Source organism: Prochlorococcus sp. MIT2308, from assembly GCF_059772345.1.
Genome location: NZ_CM186283.1, coordinates 1,205,972 through 1,231,376 on the forward strand (window position 1 = coordinate 1,205,972; position 25,405 = coordinate 1,231,376).

The 25,405-nt window shown below is 34.4% G+C and carries 23 protein-coding genes; 11 read left to right on the forward strand and 12 right to left on the reverse strand.

What is annotated here, in order from left to right; all coding sequences use genetic code 11:
- A complete protein-coding gene (gene ahcY / locus AC6EIW_RS07115; RefSeq protein ID WP_498519984.1) occupies nucleotides 1–1,434 on the reverse strand; it encodes an adenosylhomocysteinase in 1,434 nt (477 codons plus the stop codon).
- Nucleotides 1,435–1,458: 24 nt separating this feature from the next.
- Here ahcY and tsaE point away from each other — a divergent pair, with 24 nt between their 5' ends.
- Nucleotides 1,459–1,983, forward strand: coding sequence for a tRNA (adenosine(37)-N6)-threonylcarbamoyltransferase complex ATPase subunit type 1 TsaE (gene tsaE, locus AC6EIW_RS07120; RefSeq protein ID WP_498519985.1), 525 nt, complete (start codon nucleotides 1,459–1,461; stop codon nucleotides 1,981–1,983).
- Here the strand turns inward: tsaE and AC6EIW_RS07125 are convergent.
- Both AC6EIW_RS07125 and mutT read right to left on the reverse strand, forming a co-directional pair.
- Nucleotides 1,929–2,945 (reverse strand): carbohydrate kinase family protein, encoded by a 1,017-nt coding sequence (locus AC6EIW_RS07125; protein ID WP_498519986.1) that lies wholly within the window; start codon nucleotides 2,943–2,945, stop codon nucleotides 1,929–1,931. The two genes, tsaE and AC6EIW_RS07125, sit on opposite strands and share 55 nt — an antisense overlap.
- Nucleotides 2,946–2,994: 49 nt before the next feature.
- Nucleotides 2,995–4,134 carry an 8-oxo-dGTP diphosphatase MutT gene (gene mutT / locus AC6EIW_RS07130; RefSeq protein WP_498519987.1) on the reverse strand — a complete coding sequence of 380 codons (1,140 nt, stop codon included), beginning with the start codon at nucleotides 4,132–4,134 and terminating at the stop codon, nucleotides 2,995–2,997.
- A 179-nt stretch (nucleotides 4,135–4,313) separates the two neighbouring features.
- On the opposite strand from mutT, the gene AC6EIW_RS07135 reads away from it, so the two are divergent.
- Entirely contained in the window at nucleotides 4,314–5,213 is a 900-nt protein-coding gene (locus tag AC6EIW_RS07135; RefSeq protein ID WP_498519988.1) for an alpha/beta fold hydrolase, read from the forward strand.
- Here the strand turns inward: AC6EIW_RS07135 and AC6EIW_RS07140 are convergent.
- Together AC6EIW_RS07140 and mgtE are read right to left on the reverse strand one after the other, a co-directional pair.
- Nucleotides 5,198–6,205 carry an RpoD/SigA family RNA polymerase sigma factor gene (locus AC6EIW_RS07140; RefSeq protein WP_498519989.1) on the reverse strand — a complete coding sequence of 336 codons (1,008 nt, stop codon included), beginning with the start codon at nucleotides 6,203–6,205 and terminating at the stop codon, nucleotides 5,198–5,200. The genes AC6EIW_RS07135 and AC6EIW_RS07140 overlap by 16 nt on opposite strands.
- 100 nt (nucleotides 6,206–6,305) lie before the next feature.
- On the reverse strand, nucleotides 6,306–7,715 hold the full coding sequence (gene mgtE / locus AC6EIW_RS07145) for a magnesium transporter (RefSeq protein WP_498519990.1): 1,410 nt from the start codon (nucleotides 7,713–7,715) through the stop codon (nucleotides 6,306–6,308).
- Nucleotides 7,716–7,777: 62 nt separating this feature from the next.
- Between mgtE and AC6EIW_RS07150 the strand changes: the two genes are divergently transcribed.
- Nucleotides 7,778–8,254 carry a glutathione peroxidase gene (locus AC6EIW_RS07150; RefSeq protein ID WP_498519991.1) on the forward strand — a complete coding sequence of 159 codons (477 nt, stop codon included), beginning with the start codon at nucleotides 7,778–7,780 and terminating at the stop codon, nucleotides 8,252–8,254.
- Here the strand turns inward: AC6EIW_RS07150 and AC6EIW_RS07155 are convergent.
- The 4 genes from AC6EIW_RS07155 to gyrB are packed head-to-tail and all read right to left on the reverse strand — an operon-like array spanning nucleotide 8,247 to nucleotide 11,279.
- Nucleotides 8,247–8,594, reverse strand: a complete 348-nt coding sequence (locus AC6EIW_RS07155; RefSeq protein WP_498519992.1) for a fluoride efflux transporter FluC — start codon at nucleotides 8,592–8,594, stop codon at nucleotides 8,247–8,249. The two genes, AC6EIW_RS07150 and AC6EIW_RS07155, sit on opposite strands and share 8 nt — an antisense overlap.
- A gap of 3 nt (nucleotides 8,595–8,597) precedes the next feature.
- The gene (locus AC6EIW_RS07160; RefSeq protein WP_498519993.1) at nucleotides 8,598–8,987 is read right to left on the reverse strand and encodes a fluoride efflux transporter FluC; all 390 of its coding nucleotides are present in this window, start codon (nucleotides 8,985–8,987) and stop codon (nucleotides 8,598–8,600) included.
- The gene (locus tag AC6EIW_RS07165; RefSeq protein WP_498519994.1) at nucleotides 8,974–9,312 is read right to left on the reverse strand and encodes a hypothetical protein; all 339 of its coding nucleotides are present in this window, start codon (nucleotides 9,310–9,312) and stop codon (nucleotides 8,974–8,976) included. The genes AC6EIW_RS07160 and AC6EIW_RS07165 overlap by 14 nt, the downstream gene beginning before the upstream one ends.
- On the reverse strand, nucleotides 9,312–11,279 hold the full coding sequence (gyrB, locus tag AC6EIW_RS07170; RefSeq protein ID WP_498519995.1) for a DNA topoisomerase (ATP-hydrolyzing) subunit B: 1,968 nt from the start codon (nucleotides 11,277–11,279) through the stop codon (nucleotides 9,312–9,314). The genes AC6EIW_RS07165 and gyrB overlap by 1 nt, the downstream gene beginning before the upstream one ends.
- A gap of 172 nt (nucleotides 11,280–11,451) precedes the next feature.
- Between gyrB and miaA the strand changes: the two genes are divergently transcribed.
- The 4 genes from miaA (at nucleotide 11,452) to cysE (ending at nucleotide 14,881) form a co-directional block, all read left to right on the forward strand.
- Nucleotides 11,452–12,351: a tRNA (adenosine(37)-N6)-dimethylallyltransferase MiaA gene (gene miaA, locus AC6EIW_RS07175; RefSeq protein WP_498519996.1), complete on the forward strand. Its 900-nt coding sequence runs from the start codon at nucleotides 11,452–11,454 to the stop codon at nucleotides 12,349–12,351.
- 59 nt (nucleotides 12,352–12,410) lie between these two features.
- On the forward strand, nucleotides 12,411–13,019 hold the full coding sequence (gene infC / locus AC6EIW_RS07180) for a translation initiation factor IF-3 (RefSeq protein WP_498519997.1): 609 nt from the start codon (nucleotides 12,411–12,413) through the stop codon (nucleotides 13,017–13,019).
- Between the two features lie 95 nt (nucleotides 13,020–13,114).
- A complete protein-coding gene (locus AC6EIW_RS07185; RefSeq protein ID WP_498519998.1) occupies nucleotides 13,115–14,104 on the forward strand; it encodes a GntR family transcriptional regulator in 990 nt (329 codons plus the stop codon).
- Nucleotides 14,105–14,122: 18 nt separating this feature from the next.
- Nucleotides 14,123–14,881: a serine O-acetyltransferase gene (gene cysE, locus AC6EIW_RS07190; protein ID WP_498519999.1), complete on the forward strand. Its 759-nt coding sequence runs from the start codon at nucleotides 14,123–14,125 to the stop codon at nucleotides 14,879–14,881.
- An 18-nt stretch (nucleotides 14,882–14,899) separates the two neighbouring features.
- Here cysE and AC6EIW_RS07195 read toward each other — a convergent pair whose 3' ends face one another.
- The 3 genes from AC6EIW_RS07195 to secA all read right to left on the reverse strand — a co-directional run bounded on the left by AC6EIW_RS07195 (nucleotide 14,900) and on the right by secA (nucleotide 19,897).
- The gene (locus AC6EIW_RS07195; protein WP_498520000.1) at nucleotides 14,900–15,679 is read right to left on the reverse strand and encodes an ABC transporter permease; all 780 of its coding nucleotides are present in this window, start codon (nucleotides 15,677–15,679) and stop codon (nucleotides 14,900–14,902) included.
- Nucleotides 15,680–15,692: 13 nt separating this feature from the next.
- Nucleotides 15,693–17,000: an ABC transporter ATP-binding protein gene (locus tag AC6EIW_RS07200; RefSeq protein ID WP_498520001.1), complete on the reverse strand. Its 1,308-nt coding sequence runs from the start codon at nucleotides 16,998–17,000 to the stop codon at nucleotides 15,693–15,695.
- Nucleotides 17,001–17,062: 62 nt separating this feature from the next.
- Complete coding sequence (secA, locus tag AC6EIW_RS07205; protein WP_498520002.1) at nucleotides 17,063–19,897, reverse strand: preprotein translocase subunit SecA; 2,835 nt, start codon at nucleotides 19,895–19,897, stop codon at nucleotides 17,063–17,065.
- Nucleotides 19,898–20,081: 184 nt separating this feature from the next.
- On the opposite strand from secA, the gene gmd reads away from it, so the two are divergent.
- The 4 genes from gmd (at nucleotide 20,082) to AC6EIW_RS07225 (ending at nucleotide 25,404) form a co-directional block, all read left to right on the forward strand.
- Nucleotides 20,082–21,137 (forward strand): GDP-mannose 4,6-dehydratase, encoded by a 1,056-nt coding sequence (gmd, locus tag AC6EIW_RS07210; protein WP_498520003.1) that lies wholly within the window; start codon nucleotides 20,082–20,084, stop codon nucleotides 21,135–21,137.
- A 270-nt stretch (nucleotides 21,138–21,407) separates the two neighbouring features.
- A complete protein-coding gene (locus AC6EIW_RS07215; protein WP_498520004.1) occupies nucleotides 21,408–21,593 on the forward strand; it encodes a DUF6447 family protein in 186 nt (61 codons plus the stop codon).
- A 95-nt stretch (nucleotides 21,594–21,688) separates the two neighbouring features.
- Nucleotides 21,689–22,444 carry a peptidylprolyl isomerase gene (locus AC6EIW_RS07220; RefSeq protein WP_498520005.1) on the forward strand — a complete coding sequence of 252 codons (756 nt, stop codon included), beginning with the start codon at nucleotides 21,689–21,691 and terminating at the stop codon, nucleotides 22,442–22,444.
- Complete coding sequence (locus AC6EIW_RS07225) at nucleotides 22,441–25,404, forward strand: ABC transporter transmembrane domain-containing protein (RefSeq protein ID WP_498520006.1); 2,964 nt, start codon at nucleotides 22,441–22,443, stop codon at nucleotides 25,402–25,404. The genes AC6EIW_RS07220 and AC6EIW_RS07225 overlap by 4 nt, the downstream gene beginning before the upstream one ends.
- Nucleotide 25,405 lies beyond the last annotated feature (1 nt).

Below are 25,405 nucleotides of genomic sequence, written 5' to 3' on the forward strand. Positions count from 1 at the left end.
TTAATACCGATATTGATCTGTCTTATAGGGACCTGAAATTGGAACATTAATGTAATCAGCCTGTTCTTGGGTTAACTTAGTTAACTTTGCTCCTATCTTATCTAAATGAAGAATAGCGACCATTTCATCTAAATGTTTTGGCAAAACATAAACTTTATTCAAATATTTAACTCCGTATTTGAATAATTCAATTTGGGCTAAAACTTGATTAGTAAAAGAATTGCTCATAACAAAACTTGGATGACCAGTAGCACATCCAAGGTTTACTAATCTTCCCTCTGCTAAAAGAATAATTTTATTACCACTTGGCAGCGTTATGTGATCAACCTGAGGTTTAATATTTTCCCATTCATAGGACTTTAAAGAGGAAACTTCTATTTCATTATCAAAATGGCCAATGTTACAAACTATCGATTCGTTTTTCATCCTGATTAAATGCTCATGACGAATAACTTGGAAGTTTCCAGTTGCAGTAACAAAAATATCCACCTCTTCAACCACCTCATCTAATCTAACTACTCTGAAACCCTCCATTGCCGCTTGAAGAGCACATATAGGATCTATCTCAGAAATCATTACTGTCGCTCCTAAACCTCTTAGTGACTGAGCAGAACCTTTGCCAACATCTCCATAACCCATTACAAGGGCCACCTTGCCAGCCACCATTACATCTGTAGCTCTTTTAATGCCATCAACCAATGATTCTCTGCAACCATAAAGATTGTCAAACTTACTTTTAGTAACTGAATCGTTTACGTTAATCGCTGGGAAAACAAGTTCTCCATTTTTTTCCATTTGATAAAGACGAGCTACCCCAGTTGTTGTTTCCTCAGTTACACCTTTTATAAAAGATTTAGCTTTTGAATAAAAGTTTGGATCTTGAGAGAGTTTTTTCTTAATAGATGCAAATAATGCGATTTCCTCTTCATTTGATGGGTTATCAAGAACTGAGATATCTTCTTCTGCTTTGCTCCCCAAAATAAGTAATCCAGTCGCATCACCTCCATCGTCAAGAATCATATTTGCAGATTCACCGTCTCTCCATTCAAAAATTTTGTGAGTATATTCCCAATATTCATCTAGAGTTTCACCCTTCTTAGCAAATACTGGTACTCCAGAATTTGCAATAGCTGCAGCAGCATGATCTTGTGTGGAAAAAATATTACATGAAGCCCATCTAACTTTTGCACCAAGTGCAACAAGAGTCTCAATAAGAACTCCTGTTTGAATAGTCATATGGAGACTACCAGCGATGAAAGCCCCTTTTAATGGTTTTTCAGATCCATATTTTTTTCTAAGAGCAATTAAACCTGGCATTTCTGTTTCAGCGATCAAAAGTTCTTTTCTGCCAAAGTCTGCTTGGGTTATATCTTTAACTACGTAATCAGGATTCGTCTCAATACTGTTGAGATTTGACTTGGTTGCTGCGAACATAAATAAAACTCTCTATAGGAGATTGTGGAAAAAGATAGTGAAAAACAATTCAAGGTTTTTAATTCATTTGCTCAGCAAACCAAAAATTTCTGCTGGACTCTAGACAAACCTGAATCAACAATGTCATTAGGTTCAACATTAACAAAAAAATTTCCAGATCTACGCATTCTGCTTTTAAAGGGGCCTCTTGGAGCAGGAAAAACTACATTAGTTAAAGGAATTGCAAACTCTTTAAGCATTCATGAGCCCATAACTTCTCCAACTTTTCCTTTATCTCAACATTATCCTTTTGGATCTCCTCCATTAATACATCTTGATCTTTATAGAATTGAAGAGCAAAATGCGGCAAACGAATTTTTTTTACAAGAAGAAGAGGAATCAAAAGCCATGGGTGCATTAATGGTTGTTGAATGGCCAGAAAGATTATCTCTTCCCATGCCTGATGCTTGGAAAGGAAAACTTGAATATTCTTCAAATAATCAAACTCGGGTTTTTCAGCTCATGCCTCCCCGATATGAAGACAATAAATTATCAATATCTTCCAGATAACCTTGTGCATCTATAGCTCCTAATCCTTTGCATACATATGAACCACATGCAATTGCAAATTGGACAATTTCTTCCGCTCTTTGTTGATTTATTTGATCTAACTCAACAGATATGAGTTTATAAATTAATCCAGCAGTGAATGCATCACCAGCTCCAGTCGTATCAACTACAGAAGATGGGGCAATCGCAGATGTTTGTCCACTATTTTTATTAAGGATCCATAAGACTGGGTTGGATCCATCCGTAACAATTACAGAGGGTCTATTAGGTAAAGATAATGAGATTTCAATCGGATTTGAGGTGTTAAAAAACCATTCCGCCTCCTCTTTTGCAAGTTTCATTAATGAAACGTTTTTTAAAATAGAGATGATTTCATTCTTTTCTTTAACAGAGGGTTCTAAGACTGTTGAAATTTTATTTCGCCAAAAAGTTGGTCGCCAATTCAAATCTAAAGCGATCTTAATTCCTTCATTGAAAGCTTTTTCCATACACCACAAAAAAGCATTAGATGAAATTTTTGAAGCCAGAGGAATAGTTCCGGCAACAAACCATTTTGCTTTTTTTTTAACCAGTGGCCAGTCTGAAATAACTTGTTCCCGCGATATAGCTTGATCAGCAAATCCCAAGCCTTTATCCCCCTCAAATCCCTCAAAAAATCTTTCTCCACACTGATCTCTACGAACCAATACAACTCTTGTTGAACGAAGGTTATCCCGCTGTAAACCAGAGGTATTAATTCCTCTCTCAATCAATAGCTTTTTGAAATTTTCACCAAAAGTATCATTTCCAAGAGAGCCGAGAAAAGATACATTTGCACCTAAACGACCTAATGCACATGCAACATTAGCTGGAGCACCTCCAAAGCAATCTTTGACTGGAAAATCAGAGGAAGGGTCCCCACCAAGAGGGCCAAGACGATCTATCAAAGCTTCACCAAAAACAATTACGCTTTCATCCTGCATTTTTAACTTTTTAGCAATGAAATTATTATTGATTATTTAAAGTTTTAATTTAAAATTCTAAATGTTTTTGTAATTCAGAAATAATTTTTGCATTAGCTGCAGGGAAAGGAAATTCATAAAGTCTTTCAGGAGAAACCCAAAATAATCTTTGGCTAACTAAAGGTTTAGGCTCTCCTGATATCCATTCACAAAAATGAACAGTAAAATAAAGTTTTTTGTGGGTGTAGGTGTGTTCAAACGATAATAACTTTGCTCCAACTTTGACAACAATACCAAGTTCCTCATTTAATTCGCGCTCGATAGTTTTTTCAATAGATTCATCAGAAGTTTTTTTCCCACCTGGAAATTCCCACATTCCACCCATACTTGAACTTTCCAAGCGCTGATCTATGAGCAATTCTCCGTTTTCATTGAAAACAAGCCCAATACCAATTTCTTGAAGAGGCTTTATTTTGCTCATTAGTTTTTTAGGAAAATCATCAGGATCGTACTTTATATAGGCAATACAAAAATTTTGTAGTGGGCAAGAAGAACAACTTGGTTTTTTGGGAGTGCAAATCATTGCCCCTAAGTCCATCAAAGCTTGATTGAAATTCCTTGGACTGAGTTTTGAAATCAAAAAAGAGCTAAATTTCCACAATTTTCTGTCATCTTTAATAGATCTTCTCTCTAGAGCTAGCAATCTCGACAAAATTCTTTTTACATTTCCATCTAATATTGGTGTAGGCAGATCAAATGCAGATGAGATGATACTACCTGCAGTACTTCTTCCAATCCCAGGGAGACTAATCCACTGCTCTATTTCATTAGGCCAAGAATGTGGATCTTGATCTCTATTTTTGCCAACAAATTCAATTAAAATTTTCGAGGATTGATGTATTCGATTAGCGCGTGAATAATAGCCAAGACCTTGCCATATCATAAGAAGATGCTCTAAATCAGCCTCAGCTAAATATGTCAAAGTAGGAAAAGCCTTCATCCATTTTTCCCAGTAAGGAATAACTACCTTCAACTGTGTTTGCTGAAGCATTACCTCTGCAATCCATATTTCATAAGGGGATATACTTTCGCCTAATTGAGGAATAGAGCCATCTTTCTTTAATTTCCAGGGTATCCAGTACCTACCTTTTGCTCTAAACCATTGAAGAAGTGAATTTTGAATATCTTGAGGAGAATCAATGATGCCCATCAAAATAAATTAAATTTTAAAAATTGTTTTTCAATAATATCATTATTTTCAGAAATTAATCTAATCAAATTAATACTTTTCAAATACCTAATACATAGAATAATATTAAAAAAAAAAATTAGATACTTTACTAGGGATATGGTTAGAAGTAAAAATAATTTGTATTCTTCGCTAAAGTTATGAAGAAATTCTGGAAATGGAAAGATTATCACATCGCCTGGCAAGTCGAAGAGTCAGAAAATAAATCAGAATTCGCGATAGTATTAATTCATGGTTTTGGGGCATGCAAAGATCATTGGAGATTCAATCAAAAACACATTAGCTCAATTGCACCATGCTATGCATTAGATTTAATAGGATTTGGAGAAAGTAATAAACCAAAGTCTCAGCTTTCATATGAAAAGAAAACCTCAGAAAATTATAATTATTGTTTTGATAACTGGAGTCAGCAAATTTATGATTTCTGCAATGAAATTGTTAAAAAACCTGTCTTATTAATTGGGAATTCTATTGGGGGAGTTATTGCATTAAATACATCAAAAAAATTATCTAAAAATTGCATAAGTGTAATTTTAATTGATTGTGCTCAGAGAACAATGGATGATAAACGCCTAGCCGAACAATCATTATTGATGCGACTCTTTCGACCAGTGATTAAAACTTTAGTAAGACAAAGAATTTTAAGTTACAACATTTTCAAAAATGCAGCAAATCCATCTTTTATTGAAAAAATTCTAAAAGTAGCTTATCCAAGCAAAAGTAATATTGATGAAGAGTTAATAGAAATGCTTTTTCAACCAACACAAAGTGAGGGAGCATCAGAGGCTTTTAGAGGATTTATTAATTTATTTGATGACTATCTCGCTCCAGATTTACTTGAGGAATTGGATAATTCAGTGCATTTGATCTGGGGAGAAAAAGACCCCTGGGAGCCAATAAAAGAAGCTCAAAAATGGTATGAAACTTTTGAATGTATTAAAAGTTTAGATATCATTCCTCAAGCTGGGCATTGTCCTCATGACGAGATGCCAGAACAAGTTAATCCTATCCTGAAAAGGATAATTCAGGAAGCCATATAAGCTTCAACTGATTCTCCTGCTTTTCTTAAACCTCTTAAACCATCTCTTTCTAAATTTCTTACTCTATCCCTGCTGATCCCTAACACCCTTCCAATTCCAGTCAAGCTCATTGGATCATCACCGTCCATTCCATACCGCATTCTCAAAACTCGATTTTGTAGTTCGGGTAATTGCTCAAGTAATGTTTCTAAATCTCCTTTCATGCAATCATTTTCGATCTGCTCAGAGGGCATATCAATTTCGTTAGATAAAAGATCCAATAGAATAGTGTCTTCTCCGTCACCAATTTTTGTTTCCAAACTGACAGGTTGACCGGCTTTACTCATTAGATCTTTAACGTCGTCTTCAGGCAATTCAACGTACTCAGATAATTCTTTTAATGTTGGAGTTCTAGAAAGTTCTTGGCTGAGTTCCCTTTGCCCTTTTTTTAATTTATTAAGCATTTCAGTTATGTGAATAGGTAGTCTTATTGATCTACTTTTCTCTGCTATTGCCCTTGTAATACCTTGACGAATCCACCAATACGCATAAGTTGAGAACTTGTAACCACGAGCTGGATCAAATTTCTCGACACCTCGGACTAATCCAATTGTTCCCTCTTGGATTAAATCTAATAATTCCATATTTCTTTTGGTGTATTTCTTAGCAACACTGACAACTAAACGAAGATTGGCTGCAACCATTCTTTCTTTTGCTCTTCTACCACTTTTAAGTTTCTTTTTTAGTTGGATAGTAGAAATTCCAGCCCTTTCAGCGAAAAAAGTAATATCTGGCTTCTCACCAAGATCACTCTCAAGTTCAGCCTCCAGATTTTCAAGAACCATAAGATCTTGAACCTGCCTTCCTAATGTGATTTCTTGTTCATGAGAGAGCAAAGGGACTCTTCCAATGTCTCTTAAATAGGAACGAACTAAGTCTATATCTGATATGGATCTTGAAGCTGGAGCGACAGTTGCTTTGTTAGTTTTAAGAACCTCTACTGCCGTTGTCATGGATTTGTTGAGTTTTGTGAAGCCTACTACTAAGAATTGTAAAGATCAATTAAAAATAGCTCGGCTTCCCGCACTTTGAGTATAAACACTCATTCATGTTCTAAGCCAGTCTTCCCAAAAGCCAAGAAGCTGTTTTGAGGTATATCAGCACTCCTGCTACATCCGTAGCGGTAGTGATAAATGGAGCAGACATTAATGCAGGATCTAATCCCATACGATCAAAAAACAAAGGTAAAGAGGCACCTGCTGTCGCAGCAAGAGTTGTAATAGCCATTAAACTTATCCCCACAGCTGTTGCAACCAAGGGTCCCTCTCCTTGCCACCAAGCAAAAGGCACAACAAAAATGGCCATTAAAATTCCAAGCAAAGCTCCAGCAACTGATTCTCTAGCAATAGCGCGAAATAGACCAAGTCTTTGAATTCGTTGAGTACTCAAACCTCGAATGACAACTGTTGAGCTCTGAGCCCCAACATTTCCACCCGCGCCAATTAATAAGGGAATAAACGCAGCTAATAAAACAACTTGTTTTAAAACCTCGTCATTCATAGCAATAACTTGAGTTGTTAGTCCATTCGCCAACACCAAAACAGCAAGCCAGACAATTCGACGTCTAGCTACAACAAATAAATTGCTTTGGAAGTAATCGTCTTCATCACCAGCTTGAACTGCCCCAGCAGCATAAATATCCCTGGTTGCCTCTTGTTCAATAACATCGATCACGTCATCCACAGTGACAATACCAACCAGTCTTTTTTCAAGGTCGACAACCGGTAAAGCTAAAAAATCATATCTTTGAATCGCTCTTGCTACTTCTTCCTGATCAGTATCTGTTCTGACATTAACAACCTCTCTTGTCATAACTTCCCCAATAAGTGATCCAGGATCTGCTACCACTAGATCCCGCAAAGATAAGATTCCAGTTAAATGTCTCTCTTTGTCTGTGACATAAAGGCTGTAAATTGTTTCTGAAAAAGTAGCTCTTTGTCTAACCAATTTCAATGCCTGAGAGACACTCAGGAATTCTTTAAGATCTATAAATTCTGTAGTCATCAATCTGCCAGCCGTCTCAGATGCATAACCCAAAAGTTGAGCTGTTACTCGTCTTTCCTCTGGGCTAAGTTCTGCAAGCAAACGTCTAACAACTTTTGCTGGCAATTCATCAAAAAGACGTACACGATCATCTGGGGACATCTCCTCGACCAAGTCGAGTACCTCGTTTGATCTCAGACGATCTAAAAGATTTTGTTGCACTGAGGGATCCAGATATTCATAAACTTCGATAGCCTCGTTTTTATTCAACAACCTGAAAGCCAAGGCTTGTAAAATCATTGGCAATGTATCAATGGCCTGAGCTACATCAACAGGTTGTACAGGTCTTAGAAGTGATTTAACACCATCGTAATTACCTGCGGAAAGCATTGCCTCTAACTGCTGTCCAACAGCCTCGGCAACCAAGCTGCCATTGGCTAAAGATCGAGCCTCATTGGATGCCCCCAATTGTTCGTTCATGTTCGGAGCAATAAGCCTCTATTATTTTATTGTTAACTCCCATTTTTGTTACTTCAATAACCATGTCCGTAAATATCAGCAAAGTACAAATCCTCACTTTTAACAATGAAAAAATAACTTTTGATTATTTCCAAGGGAATGTCTTATTAATCGTTAATGTCGCTAGCAAGTGCGGATTTACTAAACAATATAAAGCTCTTCAAAGTCTTCAAGACAAGTACGAATCAAAAGGCTTTAGGGTTTTAGGTTTTCCATGCAATGACTTTGGCAATCAAGAACCTGGAGAGCTAGACGAGATAAAAAATTTCTGTTCAATGACGTATGGAGTAAATTTCCAACTTTTCCAAAAAGTGCATGCAAAAGGGAATACTACTGAGCCATTTACAACGTTGAATCAAGTCGAGCCTGCTGGCGACGTTGAATGGAATTTCGAAAAATTTCTTGTCAACAAAAAAGGTGAGGCCATCACAAGGTTCAAAAGTTCAGTCGAACCCGACAGTGTTGAAATTCAAAAAGCCATTGAAAATTTACTTAATTAATTAAGAACTTTTTCGTAAATAAATCACCCAAGCAAACACCAAAAAATCCAATTAATACAATTAAAACTGAATTCAAGAAAAATAATTTATATAAACCGTCACTAATTAATTTAAATAAAAAAAAAGACCAGCCACTAAACGTAGTAAGTGAGCCACAAAATCCAAAACCAAAAATCAATTTATTAATTCTTTTTACAGGCATTGCATTAATAATGCCTAATAAAAAACAACCTAGTGTATTTACTATAAAAACATCATCAATTTGCCATCGAAATATAGCACCAGGAACAGCTCCAATTGAAATAAGAAAGTATTTATTTTTTGTTAAAAAATTATTCATTTATTAATCACCAAATAAAAAGCCCAACACTAAAGCACTTATTCCCAAAGAAAAAGAAAAAATAAAAAGCTTTAAAGCTTTTAAAAACTTATGTTCTCTAAATAATTCAAACAAATCATAAATAAATGTAGAAAAAGTGCTTAAACTTCCAATGAAACCAATTGCAAAAAACAATGCCAATTGAGATGAAACATTTAAAGATTTTATGTGTGATGATATAGAAATAAAAAAACCAAGAAAAAAACAAGAAAAAATATTAATTAAAAAAATAGAAAATTTTCCATTTATATTGATTTCTTTGAATTTCTGATAGATTAGAAATCTAGAGTTCGCTCCAAATACTGCACCAATAGCAATCAATATAATATCTTTTAGTAAATTAAGATTTACCAATATTTATCCATCCTCTTTTATAAAATAATTGATTAAAATTCTGAATTGCAATATTAACCAATAACCACTTTCCATTATTAGTACTATCCCAAGTTTTTAAAATTTTGACTGGTGTTCCTGCTTTAACACTAGTTACAATAGATGCATTTTTATAGGCTGAAGAAAGCAAGTTAAAATCTTTCAATGCAATTATTGGTGATCCCATATTATTTTTTCTATGTTGAATAATAGACTCTTTCGCACCTCCAGCAGGCAATGCTGTAGGAATCACCAAAGCAATACCTAAAAGCCATGTCCAAATTATAAAAGTACTTATTAAATTCATCAAATATCCAAAGTTGCAAGGTCAAGGTCAACACTATGAGTCTCAATAAATTCTCTTCTTGGTGCAACTTTATCACCCATTAAAATTGTAAATATACGATCAGCCTCAAGTGCATCTTCTATCTCAACTCTTTTCATCATTCTAGTTGCAGGATCCATTGTTGTTTCCCATAATTGTTTTGGCATCATTTCTCCTAAACCTTTAAATCTTTGAATTGTATAGTTAGCCTTTTCTCCAAAATTTGATATTGTTTTTTGCAAATCTGATTCGTTATAGCAATAAGTATGTTTCTTTCCTCTTTCGACCTTGTAAAGAGGAGGACAAGCAATATATATATAACCGCCTTCCACAAGAGCCTTTTGATACCTATAAAAAAACGTCAAGAGCAAAGTTCTTATATGTGCGCCATCAACATCAGCATCAGTCATTATTACTACTCTATGATATCTGAGATTCTTAACTTCAAAATCCTCACCTTTAATACCTAAACCAAGCGCTGTTATCAAAGATTGAATCTCAGTATTTTTATAGATCTTCGCATCATCGGTTTTTTCTATATTTAGAATTTTGCCTCTCAAAGGAAGAATTGCCTGGAATTTTCTATCTCTTCCTTGCTTAGCTGATCCTCCTGCAGAATCTCCCTCAACTATGTAGATTTCTGATTCTGATGGATCTCTTGAACTACAATCAGCAAGTTTACCTGGCAGTGTAGAACTTTCTAAAACACTTTTTCTGCGAACAAGCTCTCTAGCTCTTCTTGCTGCCTCAGCAGCATTAAAAGCTTGAATTGCTTTCTCTAATATCAAATCAATTACACCTGGATTAAATTCTAAATATTGACTAAGAGATTCACCAACCAAATTATCAACAATTCCGCGTACTTCTGTATTCCCTAATTTAGTTTTTGTTTGACCTTCAAATTCTGGATCAGGAACCTTTACTGATAGAACAGCTGTCAATCCTTCTCTAATATTTTCTCCAGCCAAATTGGAATCAGAATCCTTTCTTTTACCTCTTTTCTTAGCAAATGTATTTAAAGTTCTAGTTAAGACTGTTTTTAAGCCCTCAATATGAGTACCACCATCAATCGTACGAATATTATTGGCAAATCCGAGAATGCTGTCTGAATAAGCATCAACGCACCACTGCATTGCTGCTTCTACTTGAACTCCATCTTTTTCAGAATTGACATAAATAATCTCTGGATGTAACGAGTCTTTTTCCTTGGTCATATATTCAACATATTCTTTAATTCCACCTTCATAAAAATAAACTTCTTCATAGGGAGTTTGTTCAGAATCTTTTTGCTTTTTCCTTTCATCACGAAAAACGATTCGGACTCCTCCATTCAAATATGCAAGTTCTCTAAGCCTCGAAGACAATATTCCGTATTCAAAAGCTATCCCATCAGTAAAAATCTTGTCGTCAGGTTTAAAACAAACAGTCGTTCCAGTTAAGTTTTGATCTAACTTCGAAAGATTTTCAGACTTCAAATTTCCAATTGATGCACCCCTTTCAAATCTCTGAAAATGAACTTTATTTTGCCTGCGAACTGTGACCTCTACCCACTCACTCAAAGCATTTACTACAGATATACCAACCCCATGTAAGCCTCCAGAGACTTTGTATCCACCACTTCCAAATTTTCCACCTGCATGAAGAACAGTTAATACTGTTTCTAAAGCACTTTTGCCAGTGCGTGGATGAATATCAGTTGGTATCCCTCGACCATTATCAGTAATAGATGCTGAACCATCTTCACAAAGTAAAATGGTTATTTGATCACAATGGCCAGCGAGAGCCTCATCTACTGCATTATCTACAACTTCGTATACAAGGTGATGAAGCCCTTTTGACCCTGTTGAGCCTATGTACATTCCAGGGCGTTTTCTGACAGGTTCCAAGCCTTCTAATACTTGGATCTGCTCAGCACCATAAGCCTCTTGGACTTTTGAATCTTTACTCATTCGGATTACAGCAAACAGTCAAGGTTGTCTGTGATACTTGCATTAGTCGAAACCTTTCCTGAAATTTCAATTTAACATTGGTACAAGGGAAAGTCTTTGGAAAATTCCAAAACCAAATCAAAACAATTAATCATGATGCAGTTACTGCTAATAAAACTTCAGAAAATGAATTATGCAACCCAATAAACCACTTGTCATAGCCCTTATGGGTCCAACTGCAAGCGGAAAAACAGAACTGGCAATTGATATTGCAAACTCAATTAAAACTAATATTCACAATGTTGATTCACGTCAAATATACATTGATATGAATATTGGGACTGCAAAACCGACATTAGAGCAACAAAGAAAAGTTCCTCATTTTTTGATTGATTTATGCTTACCTACTACACCATTAAATCTTTATGAATTTAATTCAATAGCAATTAATTCAATGGAGGAAGAATTAAAAAAACGAAACGTAATTTTTCTTGTTGGAGGCAGTGGACTATATCTTCAATCATTAATTAGAGGACTTAACCCTCCAGGAGTGCCACCTCAAAAATTCTTAAGAAAACAACTTAACAAAATCGAGAGAAACGAAAGGCATAATTTATTGAAGTGTTGTGATCCAAAGGCTGCAGAACAAATACATCCCCAAGATTCAATTAGAACTGTTAGAGCTCTTGAAGTTTTTTATGCCACTGGAAAAAGTTTTTCAAAGCAAAAAAATTCAAACCCTCCTCCATGGAAAATTTTAGAGCTTGGTTTAAACCCTGACAATTTAGGAATAAGAATCAAACAAAGAACTGAAAAAATGTATAAAAACGGATTGATTCAAGAAACTGAAAATTTGATTATGAAATACGGAAATGATTTACAGTTGCTAAAAACTATTGGATATGGGGAGGCAAGGTCTATTATTAATGGAAAGATAAACTTTGAGGAGGCCCTAGCAATAACAACCAAACGCACACTCCAGCTAGCCAAAAGACAAAAAACTTGGTTCAGAAACAAACATAATTCAAAATGGCTAAATACCGATAATGCATTAACTGAAGCTTTATCCTCTATTTATGAGGTTCTAAGTTGACAATTGCAAATATGCTTAGAATTAGCCCAAAAGGTTCTTTCCACCTAATTAGTTACTGAATGCCACCTCGTCCTCGTTTTGATCGTCGCGCTCCAGAAAGGGAGCTGCCCAACATTAATGAAAGAATCAACTATCAAAGTCTCAGAGTAGTTGATTCAGATGGCACCCAACTTGGTGTCATTAGCCGTGAAGAGGCATTAGAAGTCGCTAAGGAACGAGAGCTAGATCTTGTCTTAGTCAGCGAAAAGGCGACGCCGCCAGTATGCAGAATCATGAATTATGGAAAATTCAAATTTGAACAAGAAAAAAAAGCAAAGGAAGCAAAGAAAAAATCCCACCAAACAGAAGTCAAAGAAGTAAAAATGAGATATAAAATTGATCAACATGATTATCAAGTTCGCATTAGTCAAGCTACCCGCTTCTTAAAAGCTGGTGACAAAGTCAAATGCACAGTTATTTTCAGAGGTCGCGAAATACAACATACTGCTCTTGCTGAAACTCTTTTAAAAAGAATGGCCAATGATCTTGAAGAGAAAGCAGAAGTGCAACAATCTCCTAAGAGAGAAGGAAGAAACATGATTATGTTTTTAACTCCGCGTAAAACTCCATTATTAAAGAAAGAAAAAGATTCAACTGAACCCCAAAAAGCTTTAAGAACAATCAGTTAAATTAAATAAAACAAAATTATTATTGGACAAAAAAATAATTGTCACTTGCTAATCTTTTTATTAAGGTAGCCACATTAAAGCCTGTCATATAGCCTGTGAGATTCCACATACAACAAGACAGTGAAATTCCTGCATCAAGTCAGCTATACAACCAAATTTGCTTTGCAATAGCAGCCAGGCACTATCCCCCTGGCCACAGGCTTCCAAGCACTAGACAGCTAGCTATGCAAACAGGTCTTCATCGAAACACAATTAGCAAAGTTTACAGACAACTTGAAACTGATGGAGTCGTAGAGGCTATTGCGGGCTCAGGTATTTATGTTCGAGATCAACAGAAACAAAAAGATTTAAGAAACACCTCTCCCTCAATACGTAAAAAAGTCATCAAAGACATAGACAATGAGGTTCGTAAAAGTATTGATCAACTTTTAAATGAAGGCTGTACCCTGCAGCAAACTAGAGAATTATTTACCCGTGAAATTGATTGGAGACTAAGATGTGGAGCCCGCTTACTTGTTAGCACTCCCAGAGAGGATATAGGAGCATCATTACTAATTGCAGAAGAATTAGCACCTCATTTAGATGTCCCTGTCGAAGTCGTTCCGATGGAGGAATTGGAAAGTGTTTTAGAAAGTTCAAGCAAAGGGACAGTTGTAACAAGTAGATACTTCTTACAACCATTAGAAGAGATAGCCAAACGTCATCAAGTCAGAGCTGTCGCTGTAGATCTGAGTGATTTCCAAAAAGAACTTGCTATTTTGAACAAGCTTCGCTCAGGCAGTTGTGTAGGAATAGTAAGTATAAGCCCAGGAATACTGAGAGCAGCAGAAGTAATTTTGCACAGTATGCGCGGTAATGAAATTCTTTTGATGACTGCCAACCCTGATGTAGGAAGCCGTTTGATTGCTTTGTTGAGGGCAGCAAGTCACGTCATTTGTGATAGCCCAAGCCAACCTGTTATTGAGCATACGCTGAGGCAAAATAGATCTCAATTAATGAGGATGCCCCAAATCCACTGCGCAGATAAGTACCTTAGTGATTCCACAATAGAAGAATTACGTAAAGAAATCGGTCTGCTCGATTAAAAATTGCATTCAATGTCAATGTTTCGATCACTAAAATCTGATTTTGCGATAATTAAGGAAAGAGATCCAGCAGCTCGAGGCTTTTGGGAAATAATATTTTGTTATCCAGGATTTCAAGCTATTTCGATTCACAGAATCACTCACAAGCTTTGGAAGTATAATCTTCCAATATTACCAAGGCTGTTAAGCCATTTAACTAGGTTCTTGACTGGGGTTGAGATTCATCCAGGCGCAAGAATTGGCAAAGGAGTTTTTATAGATCATGGAATGGGAGTAGTTATTGGCGAAACAAGTGAAATTGGAGATAGATGTTTGCTCTATCAAGGAGTAACTTTGGGTGGTACGGGAAAGGAAAGTGGAAAAAGACACCCTACTCTGGAATCAAATGTCGTCGTAGGAGCAGGAGCAAAAGTTCTTGGAGGGATTTGCATCGGAACCAATACAAGGATTGGAGCGGGATCAGTTGTAGTAAAAAATGTAGAGGCAAATAGTACTGTTGTAGGAATTCCTGGACGAATCGTTCATCAAAGTGGAGTAAAAATCAATCCCTTGGCTCATTCAGCACTACCAGATACAGAGGCCAACGTTCTTAGAAATCTTATGGAAAGGATAGATCAATTAGAAAGTGACATATTAGTCTTGAAAGACGTAGTTGGTAATATTAAAACGACTAAAAAAACCAAAAAAGAAGAAATCATTATTGGCGAATCTCAAAGCTTAAAAGACAAAGAAATCATTGAATTTATTGGGGATGATTTTAATAATAAAGATACTTAAATCTATATCCAAACAGATTTAGAGTAAAAAAGGTAATTTCTTATTCTCGTTGTTTAATAAAGAAATAGTCAAAAAGATACCTACGAAATTAACAATTAAAATTACAAATGAAACACGATAATTTACATAGCCTTGAATTATACTATCCCTTAGAGGATCTAATACCTGATAAATAAAATTTATATCCGTAATCCAAGCTAATGCACCCAAGCTTTCTTTCCTATAAAGTATTGGTGAAGTTAAAAAAACTAACTGAAGAATTATTGGAACTAATTGAGCGATATCTGAATAACGAACACTAATCAAACATATAATCACAGGAAACCAATATATAAATAAAAATAAATTTATAAATGGTAACCATGAATATAATAAAAAATTAGTTAATAGTGAGAATTTGAAAAAGATAAATACAAAAAAAACTAAAGTAAAAGACTGAATAAAAGTTTGTAATTGAAAGGCCCATTCTTCCAATGTATAGAAAATAGGGTTAAGATTCATATTTTTTATATTCGAAGAATTATAAGCAAATAATTGAGGTGAATTCGAGATTGATGAACTAATTGTATTCCAAATAACCAAACCAAATCCTAAATAAATAAAATAAGAGGTAAAATTCTCTACAGAGAAAACTGTCCCATAAACAATTCCTAAAGTTGCTATTGATAATAAATTTGAAAAGCCCAGCCAAAAACTACCAAGAGTTGTTTTAGCAAACCTAGCTCTTGATCTAGAAGTAGCGGTATACCACCATGCTTTTCTAGTTCTAAAAGCAAATTTTAAATTATTAAATAACATTTTTTGATGATATTTAATGAGTGTGATAGTAATTTAGTGCAGCATCTAAGGGACCATCATAGGCAATTGATCCATGGCTAAATACAATTCCTCTGTTACAAAATTGTTTTAAAAGTTCTTCAGAATGACTTGCTAAAAATAAAGTTGCGGCTGATTCCATAAATTGCTCCATTCTCTCTTCAGCACGATCACAAAAATCAGCATCCCCGGTTCCGAAGCCTTCATCAATTGCCAAGCAATCATGATGACTAGAAGTGAGAATTGAAAAAATTAATCTTGCTGACATTCCTTCACTATAAGTCTTTACAGGTAAAGAAATATATGTGCCTAAACCAGAAAATTCTATAATTTCATTCAAGAAGGGTTCAAAACCTTTTAAACTATAGTTTTTGAGTAAAAAATATGCTTTACAAGCATCTATTCCTGATAGCTCTGGACTAGTTAAAAAAGTCTTTTGAAGCATCGGATATACCTCTACTGAACGTTTAATTTGACCTGAGGTAGGTTCATAAATTCCGGATATAAGCCTTAAAAAACTACTTTTACCAGAACCATTATGACCAATCAAGCCAACTCTTTCGCCTTTCATAACAGTTAAATTAATATTATTCAGAGCAAGAATGTTAGCTCCCTGTTTCGACTTAGTTAATTTGCCTCCTGTAATATTAACAACCTTTTTAGTAAGTCTTTTTGTCAAAGATCTAGGTTCTAAATAATAAATAGGAATAGCAAGAGAAAGATCTTTAATTTCAATAGCAGGACGAGTAAGAATCTCAATAGGAATCTCAGACAATGAATTGATAAAATTATTGATCTCATCAATAGAAACTATCTGATGTTTAATATTGCCAAGAAAATCTGATACTTTAATAAATAAATCCCCTGACACCCAAGGGGAAATAGAGTCAGGTTGATATAAATTAATCAAGAAAATACTCTTACTTATTTGATTTGTAAATAATTCTGCAGCGGTAATCTTATTTTTCAATACATTCATATCTTCATCTTTTAGAGCTAGATTAATTAAATTTGATTGATTCTGAAAATCAACTAATTGATAAACTATATCTGATACATTCAAGTTCTCATTATCAATCATTCTCAACCAATAATTTAAACTATTATTATCTACCTTTCTATTAAATAAATTTAAATAAAGTTTATTTATTCGGGATTCAATAGGCTTATTACCCATATAGTTAGTATATTCATCTTGTATAGATAATTGCTTAGATATCACTCTTAATGTTAATGATTTATTATTACTTGAAAGCCAATAATTTAATCCTAAAGGATCAGCAGGTCTTCCAAAATATGCCATATATAATTTCTGCAACTTATCTGAATCGACATTAATCATATTGAGATAACTACAGATTAAATTTAGGCTTGAACTTGCTTTTGAGATGGTTGGAACATAAACATAGAATAAATTACGTTTCTTCTCATATTTATCATCATCTCTAAAAACATATCATAACCCTCATTTTTATATTCAATTAAAGGGTCTTTTTGTCCATAGCCTCGTAATCCAACTGACTCTCTCAATGAATCCATTGACTGTAAATGTTCTCTCCAAAGTGTATCTAATTGCTGCAGAATAAAAAATCTTTCGGCCTCTCTCATTATTCCTGGGTGAGTTTGCTCTACTTGAGCTTCTTTCATATCGTAAGCATTTCTTAACTGCTCTTTTAAAAAGTCTTGTAGTTCAAGTTTATTCAATCCAAGCAAATCATCAGATTTAAGTTCATCTAATAAATAAATAAATTCTTTGACTTTTAAAACCAACTTATCTAAATCCCACTCTTCAGGTGGCAAGTCTTCATTAACATATGCTTCAACTATTTCTTCCATCGTTCTTTGACCATATCCAATAACTTGTAGCTTTAACTCTTTTCCATCCAGTACCCTTCTTCTTTCTAGGTATACCGCTCTTCTCTGATTATTCATTACTTCATCATATTCAAATATTTGTTTCCTAATATCATAATAATAAGTTTCAACTTTCTTTTGAGCACCTTCTAAAGAACGAGTGAGCATTCCAGATTCTATAGGCATATCCTCTTCCACCCGAAAAGCATTCATAAGACCTGCAACTCTATCTCCACCAAAAATGCGAAGCAGGTTATCTTCTAGCGATAAAAAGAAACGTGTACTTCCTAGATCTCCTTGACGACCAGCTCTTCCTCTTAATTGATTGTCAACTCTTCTTGACTCATGACGCTCAGTTCCTATTACATGGAGCCCCCCAGCCTCACGAACTTTAGTTTCCTCATGGCTCAACACCACTTCATATTCATTTTTAATTAATTGAATAGCAACTCTTAATTCCTCAATATTTTTATCCTGAGTGGGTGTCTTTTCGGCCGCAGTAGCAATATAGTCGTCTAATTCAATCAAGCTCAAAGCACGATCACCCCATACCTTTACTAACTTGGAAGATAAAGCTATAAGCCTTTGCTCAGTTTCTTCAGTAAGTGAAACAGGAAAAATATTTTGTAAGGAAGTGTATTGTAATTTTTTGCTACTCTTAGGGTTCTTTTTATTATCTTCTTTGAATCCCACTGAAGGGGAATTGCGTTGTAGTGGTATTGGAGGCTTGTGACCTTCTTCTGGTTTGACTAATCGATTGCTTAAAATTTCCCTAATCTTCAATCTGGCCATATAGTCACTATTACCACCAAGAATAATATCTGTTCCTCTTCCAGCCATATTAGTCGCAATGGTGACAGCACCTGAGCGTCCAGCTTGAGCGACTATTTCCGCTTCTCGCTCAACATTTTCTGGTTTTGCATTCAATAAATTGTGGGGTATTTGCTGCTCTGATAAAAGAGTACTTAAAAGCTCACTCTTCTCAACGCTTGTAGTACCTACTAGAACTGGTCTTCCTTGTTTATGAATTTCAGCTGTTTCTTTTGCGACTGCTCTCCATTTTCCTTTTTCAGTTTTAAAAACTTGATCCACCCAATCTTCCCTTGCAATTTTTCGATTAGTAGGAATAACAGCTGTCTCTATTTTGTAAGTTTTTTCAAATTCAACTTCCTCAGTTTTTGCCGTTCCTGTCATCCCAGATAGTCTTGGATAGAGAAGAAAGAAGTTTTGATATGTAATCGAAGCCAAAGTCTGGGTCTCTGGCTGAATAGGGAGATTCTCTTTGGCTTCAATTGCTTGATGTTGACCATCGCTCCAGCGTCTTCCAGGCATTACTCTCCCTGTAAATTCATCGACTATGACTGCCTCCTTATCCCTAACAATATAATTCACATCTTTCGTGAAAAGTTCTTTTGCCTTTAATGCATTTGTTACGTAGTGAGCCCAGGGATCTTTCGGATCAAATAAATCTTTAACTTTCAAAAGCTCTTCTGCTTTAGCGAAACCCTCATCAGTGAGTATGCAACTTCTTTGTTTCTCATCTACCTCGTAATCCCCCTCAGGATCGATACCATCTTTACTCATTTCCTTTGCTCTCACTAATTTCTCTACAACTTCTGAGGCTTTTTGATATTTCTCTTGAGGTCTTTCAACTTGACCTGAAATAATTAATGGCGTTCTGGCTTCGTCAATAAGAATCGAATCAACCTCATCAATTACGCAAAAGTTAAAATCTCTTTGAACAATCTCAGACTGATCTGCTGCCATATTGTCGCGTAAATAATCAAATCCCAACTCAGAGTTCGTGGCATAGGTTATGTCACATTCATAATTCTTTTTTCTTTCTTTAGGCGACATTGATTGCTGAACCAACCCAACACTTAAACCAAGAAAACGATGAACTTGACCCATCCATTCAGCATCTCTTCTGGCTAAATAATCATTAACAGTAACGACATGAACACCTTTACCAGTCAAAGCATTTAAATAACTCGGCAAAGTGGCTACGAGTGTTTTACCTTCTCCTGTTTTCATTTCTGCTATTTGACCCTCATGCAAAACCATCCCACCTATCAGCTGGACATCAAAATGCCTCATGCCTAAGACACGCTTAGAAGCTTCTCGAACTACTGCAAAAGCCTCTGGTAAAAGTTGATCAAGGATTTGAAGCTGAGATTTAAAACTTGTAACTTGTTCTATTTTTTGCCTAAATTCAGCAGTCTTTCTTCTGAGCTCATCATCGGTCAAACCAACTAAATCTTCCTCTAAAACATTTATATCCGTTACCAAAGGATAAAAAGATTTTATTTTCCTCTTATTTGGATCGCCTAATAATTTACCTAGCATCAAATCAAACTTAATTACTAATATATTAACTTGTAAGATTGATAAATGAGAGTTTATATATTTATATTATTAATAATATAAATATAGATATAAAAAAAGGTTTAAGCAATTTAGGAAATAGAAAAGTTATTTATAAATACAAACGCAATGATACAATAGAATAAAAACCTTGGGAGAGCAAAGGGTGGATAAATCGAAAACTGCTTTGATTACTGGTATCACTGGTCAAGATGGAAGTTACCTTGCTGAATTATTAATAAATAAAGGATACGAAGTACATGGAATCATAAGGAGAAGCAGCCAAGTGAATACAGAACTAATTAAAAATTTAATAACTAATAAATCAAAGGAAGAACTTACTTTACATTATGGTGATTTAACAGATAGTACAAATCTCCTACGAATAATTAAAGAAGTACAACCTGATGAAATATACAATTTAGGAGCTCAAAGCCATGTAAAAGTTAGCTTCGAATTGCCAGAATATACGGCTCAAACAGATGCTTTAGGACCACTGAGAATCCTTGAAGCAGTTCGAATCTTAGGCCTTATTGAAAAAACAAAGATATACCAAGCAAGCACTTCAGAACTTTATGGTCTGGTCAAAGAATCACCGCAATCTGAATCAACGCCTTTTTATCCTAGAAGTCCTTATGGGGTTGCGAAATTATACGCATATTGGATAACTATTAACTATAGAGAGTCATATGGAATGTTTGCATGCAATGGAATTTTATTCAATCATGAATCCCCACGGAGAGGGGAAACATTCGTTACTAGAAAAATCACTAGGGGACTAACAAGAATTCATTTTGGAATCCAAGAATATTTAAAAATGGGCAATATTGATTCTTTAAGAGATTGGGGACATGCAAAAGATTATGTAGAAATGCAATGGAGAATTCTTCAACAAAATGAGCCTGAAGATTATGTTATTGCCACAGGCAAACAATGTTCTGTACGAAAATTTATTGAAATTTGTGCTATCAAATTAGGATGGGAAGGGATAGATTGGGAAGGTGAGGGTATGCACGAGATAGGGAAAAGAAGAGATAATGGAAAGTTAGTAATCAAAATAGATTCATCATTATTCAGACCTACAGAAGTTGAAACATTACTCGGTGATGCTAAAAAAGCATACTCCAAACTTGATTGGAAACCTACCTACGACATTAAGGATTTAGCATCAGAAATGATAGAAAGTGATCTCAAGATAGCCAGGAAAGAAAGTAGTTTATAAATAAAAATTTTTCAAGTTTCTATTCTATTATTTAAAGTATGCAAGCTAATCAAGAATGAATATAAGTTCAAAAAAAATAATTTATAAAGTAAGTAAAGCAGGAAATTAGTATCAATAGGAATCAGACGATGATGAAAATAAAATAATTTTTTATAATTAAAGAAGAGTTTCCGAATATAAAACAGTTATCAATACAAAGATATTTGGAGTATTCACTAAAATAGAAGAATGGAATAGTGTATGATGTGTAAAAATACTAGAAAGAAAAAAATGGCTAACGTAACTATTGACGGAAAAGATTACAATCTAGATGATTTAAGTGAAAAAGCAAAGGAACAACTAGCAAGCTTACAATTTGTACAAAATGAATTACAAAAACTTGAAGCCCAAAAAAACGTTTTAAGAACTGCATCAGCTGCATATTCTACGGCTCTGAAAAATGAACTCAATAGCTAAAATGGGCGTTTTTTATCTAGCATGTACCTTCTAGCCAAAATAATTATCAATTAATTTTTTGGTTTCTCTAAAACATGTGATTTACAAGTCAATCAATGAAAGCTCTAGAACTTTTTCCTAATAAATGCATAGAATTATTACACGAGAATAATTTACTTAAGCCACTTATTAGATCTGAACTTTTAAAGAACTTATTATCAGACATTTATATTGAAACAAAAATAAAAAAGGAAATTATAGCGGATTTTTGTAAAAGATTAAATATCACAGATGATATAAAGTTTAACTTGTGGTTAAAAGAAAATAAATTAGATCAAACTAAATTTGAAGAACTCGCATTAACCAATGTTCGTTTAAAAGAATATTGTAAACTTAATTTCGAGCATCAAGTTGAAAGTAGCTTTCTTGAAAGGAAAAGCGAATTAGATATAGTAGTTTACAGCATAATTAGAGTTAAAGATTTTTTCTTAGCTAGAGAGATTTTTTTTAGAATCCAAGAAAAAGAAGCTAGCTTTGGAGAGCTGGCTATCAAACATTCTGAAGGTATCGAAAATAAAACCAGAGGGATAATAGGCCCAGCCCCATTAGGGAGAGCACATCCAAGGCTTATAGAATTAATAAAAAAGTCTAAAATTGGAGAAGTCAATTCACCTATACAAATAGATGAATACAACATAGTTTTAAGATTAGAATATTATGAACCAGCAAAGCTAGATAGTTTTATGAAAGAAAAAATCAGTGAAGAATTATTCAATAAATGGATTGATAAAGAAACCGATATATTAAGTAACAATCTCCTAGAAAAAATATTAGTTAACAATCCTGATTCTGATCTAATAAAAATATCATGAAAAACAACATTAATATTAATCTGAAATCAATAGAAGCTTTTAAATATATAAGCGATTCTAGTATAAAAAAAATTGAGAATGAATCAAAATTACTTCGATATAAAACCGGTTACCCAATCTGCAATAAAAAAGATCTTATTCCAAATACAGTTCTTATTATTCTAAGTGGAGAAGCAAGGCTTTTATATGGCACGACTTTTAAATCACAAACAATAACTAAATTAGGTTCTGACTCTTTTATTGGTCTCGCCTCTTTATTACGAGCAAAAGGATGTGAATTAATTACCGCAAGTAATGATCTATTAGGTTTGGCTATTCCTGACAGCTTAATTTTATATTTATATAAAAAAGAAAAAGAATTTAGAAACTGGTGTAATACTAATTTTCTTCCATCAGAATTGTTAGAGTTAGCTATTTATATCAGTGAAGAATCTCATAGTTCTGACATTGAAGATAATATTAAAAACATATTTAATCAGCTATTAGTTAATGTCAAGTTGAATATATTTAAGAATGGTGAGAAAATTCCCGACGGAGAAAATTATATTTATTTTACTGGTAGTGCTAATATAGAAAAAAAAGAAATCGGTGAAATAATACAAAATAGTGAAGAAATTATCGCAAAGAGTCCATTCCCAGGAAGGGTTTTTTCATTAAATAAAAAAATTTATTATCAATTAGTAAGTAATAAATATAACCCGAAATTAGTTAAAACCAATGATGATAATAACATAGAGAATAAAGATAATATTGATATTGGTCCTGATGTATTTGATATTAGTACTGAAGATCTTGGAAACTACAGTCCAAAGAAAGAACTCAAAATAATTAAAGGCACTGGAACAATGAGAGAGTCTTTGGCCTGCCTGCAAATGATAGCAACAGAAATGAAACTACCTTACAGAGTTGATTCAATAGAAAAAATCCTTCGGGACACAATTAAAAGAGGTAAAAAACCAACCATTCATCTACTTGGAGGAATAACTTCCTCAATGGGTTTACATTCATCTACAGCTAAAGTAGCTCCTCGAATGGCGGACAGGCTTCCATCTCCCGCAATAATTACTTGGAAAGAAAGTTTTGCTGTTGTAAAAGAAAGTCATTCAAATAAATTAGAATTAGCATCTCCAGTTGAAGGATTAATTAAATTAAATTCTGATCAATTTGAAGAAAGTTTTAAGAAAGGATATATTGAATTGTTATTAGTTGAAAGAAACGAGCAAACACCAGGCATAAAGTTTGGCCTTCAATGGTTATTGCCAGCCATTAATCGATATAGAAGCGTTCTTTTACAAGTTTTCTTAGCGTCATTCGTAGTGCAACTATTTGGCTTAGCTAATCCATTAATGATTCAAGTAATCATCGATAAAGTTATTAGTCAAAGAAGCCTAGATACACTTCAAATATTAGGACTAGCACTAGTAGTAATTACTATTCTTGGAGGGATACTTAGTAGTCTCAGAACATTTTTATTTAATGAGACAACAAACAGAATTGATACTAGATTAGGAGCTGAGGTTATTGATCATTTATTACGTTTACCTTTAGGTTATTTTGATCGAAGACCAGTAGGTGAATTAGGCAGCAGGATAGCTGAATTAGAAAAAATCAGAAATTTCCTTACTGGACAAGCTTTATCTACAATATTAGATGCAATATTCTCTCTTATATATATAGTAGTAATGGTAATTTATAGTTGGTTATTAACACTAATTGCTCTGGGAGTTGTACCTATACAAATCATGATAACTATAATTGGAACCCCATTAATTAGAAGACAGATTAGAGATATTGCACAGGAAAACGCAGTTACTCAAAGCCACTTAGTTGAAGTTTTAACAGGTATTCAAACTGTTAAAGCCCAAAATATTGAGCGAGTAAGTAGATGGAAATGGCAAGAATTATATTCAACTTATGTTGCAAAGTCATTTCAAAAAACTATTACTGGAACTGCTCTAGGAGAGACAAGTCAAGTATTACAACAGCTATCTCAACTACTAGTACTGTGGGTCGGTGCCACCTTAGTACTTAAAGGTCAATTAAGTTTAGGTCAGTTAATAGCTTTCAGAATTATATCTGGATATGTAACCCAACCATTATTGAGATTAAGTACAATTTGGCAAAATATACAAGAGCTTCGCGTCTCATTTGAAAGGCTTTCAGATATCGTCGATACACCCGAAGAAACGTCTTTAGCAGATCAAGCAAAGATTCCATTACCAAGCATCAACGGATCAGTTGAATTCGAAGACGTATGCTTTAAGTTTTCTCCCGGTCAACCTGATATTTTGAAGAAAGTATCTTTAAAAATTAAGCAAGGTCAATTTGTAGGAATAGTTGGTCAAAGTGGAAGCGGTAAAAGTACTTTAATGAAATTACTCCCAAGGTTATATAAACCTAATTCTGGCAGAATCAAAATAGATGAATATGACATAGATAAAGTGGAATTGTATTCTTTGAGAAGACAAATTGGAATCGTGCCGCAAGAGCCCTTACTTTTTGCTGGAACAATAAATGAAAACATTGCCCTAACTGATCCCGAAGCGGCAAGTGACGATATTGTTCAAGCCTCCAAAATTGCAAGTGCCCACGATTTCATAATGGAGTTAGAAGATGGATATAGCACTAATGTTGGTGAAAGAGGCGCAGGTTTATCAGGGGGCCAAAAACAAAGAATAGCTATTGCAAGAACACTATTGAGTAACCCTAAACTTCTAATTATGGATGAGGCTACGAGTGCACTAGATTATGAAACTGAACGGAAAGTATGTGAAGGTTTAAAAGACTCATGCAAAGAATCTACAGTATTTTTTATTACTCACAGGCTAAGCACAGTAAGAAATGCAGATCTAATAGTCATGCTTCACCAAGGTTCTATTGTCGAGACTGGAACCCACAATGAATTAATGAATTTAAAAGGTAGATATTTTGCACTTTATCGTCAACAGGAGTCTACTTAAA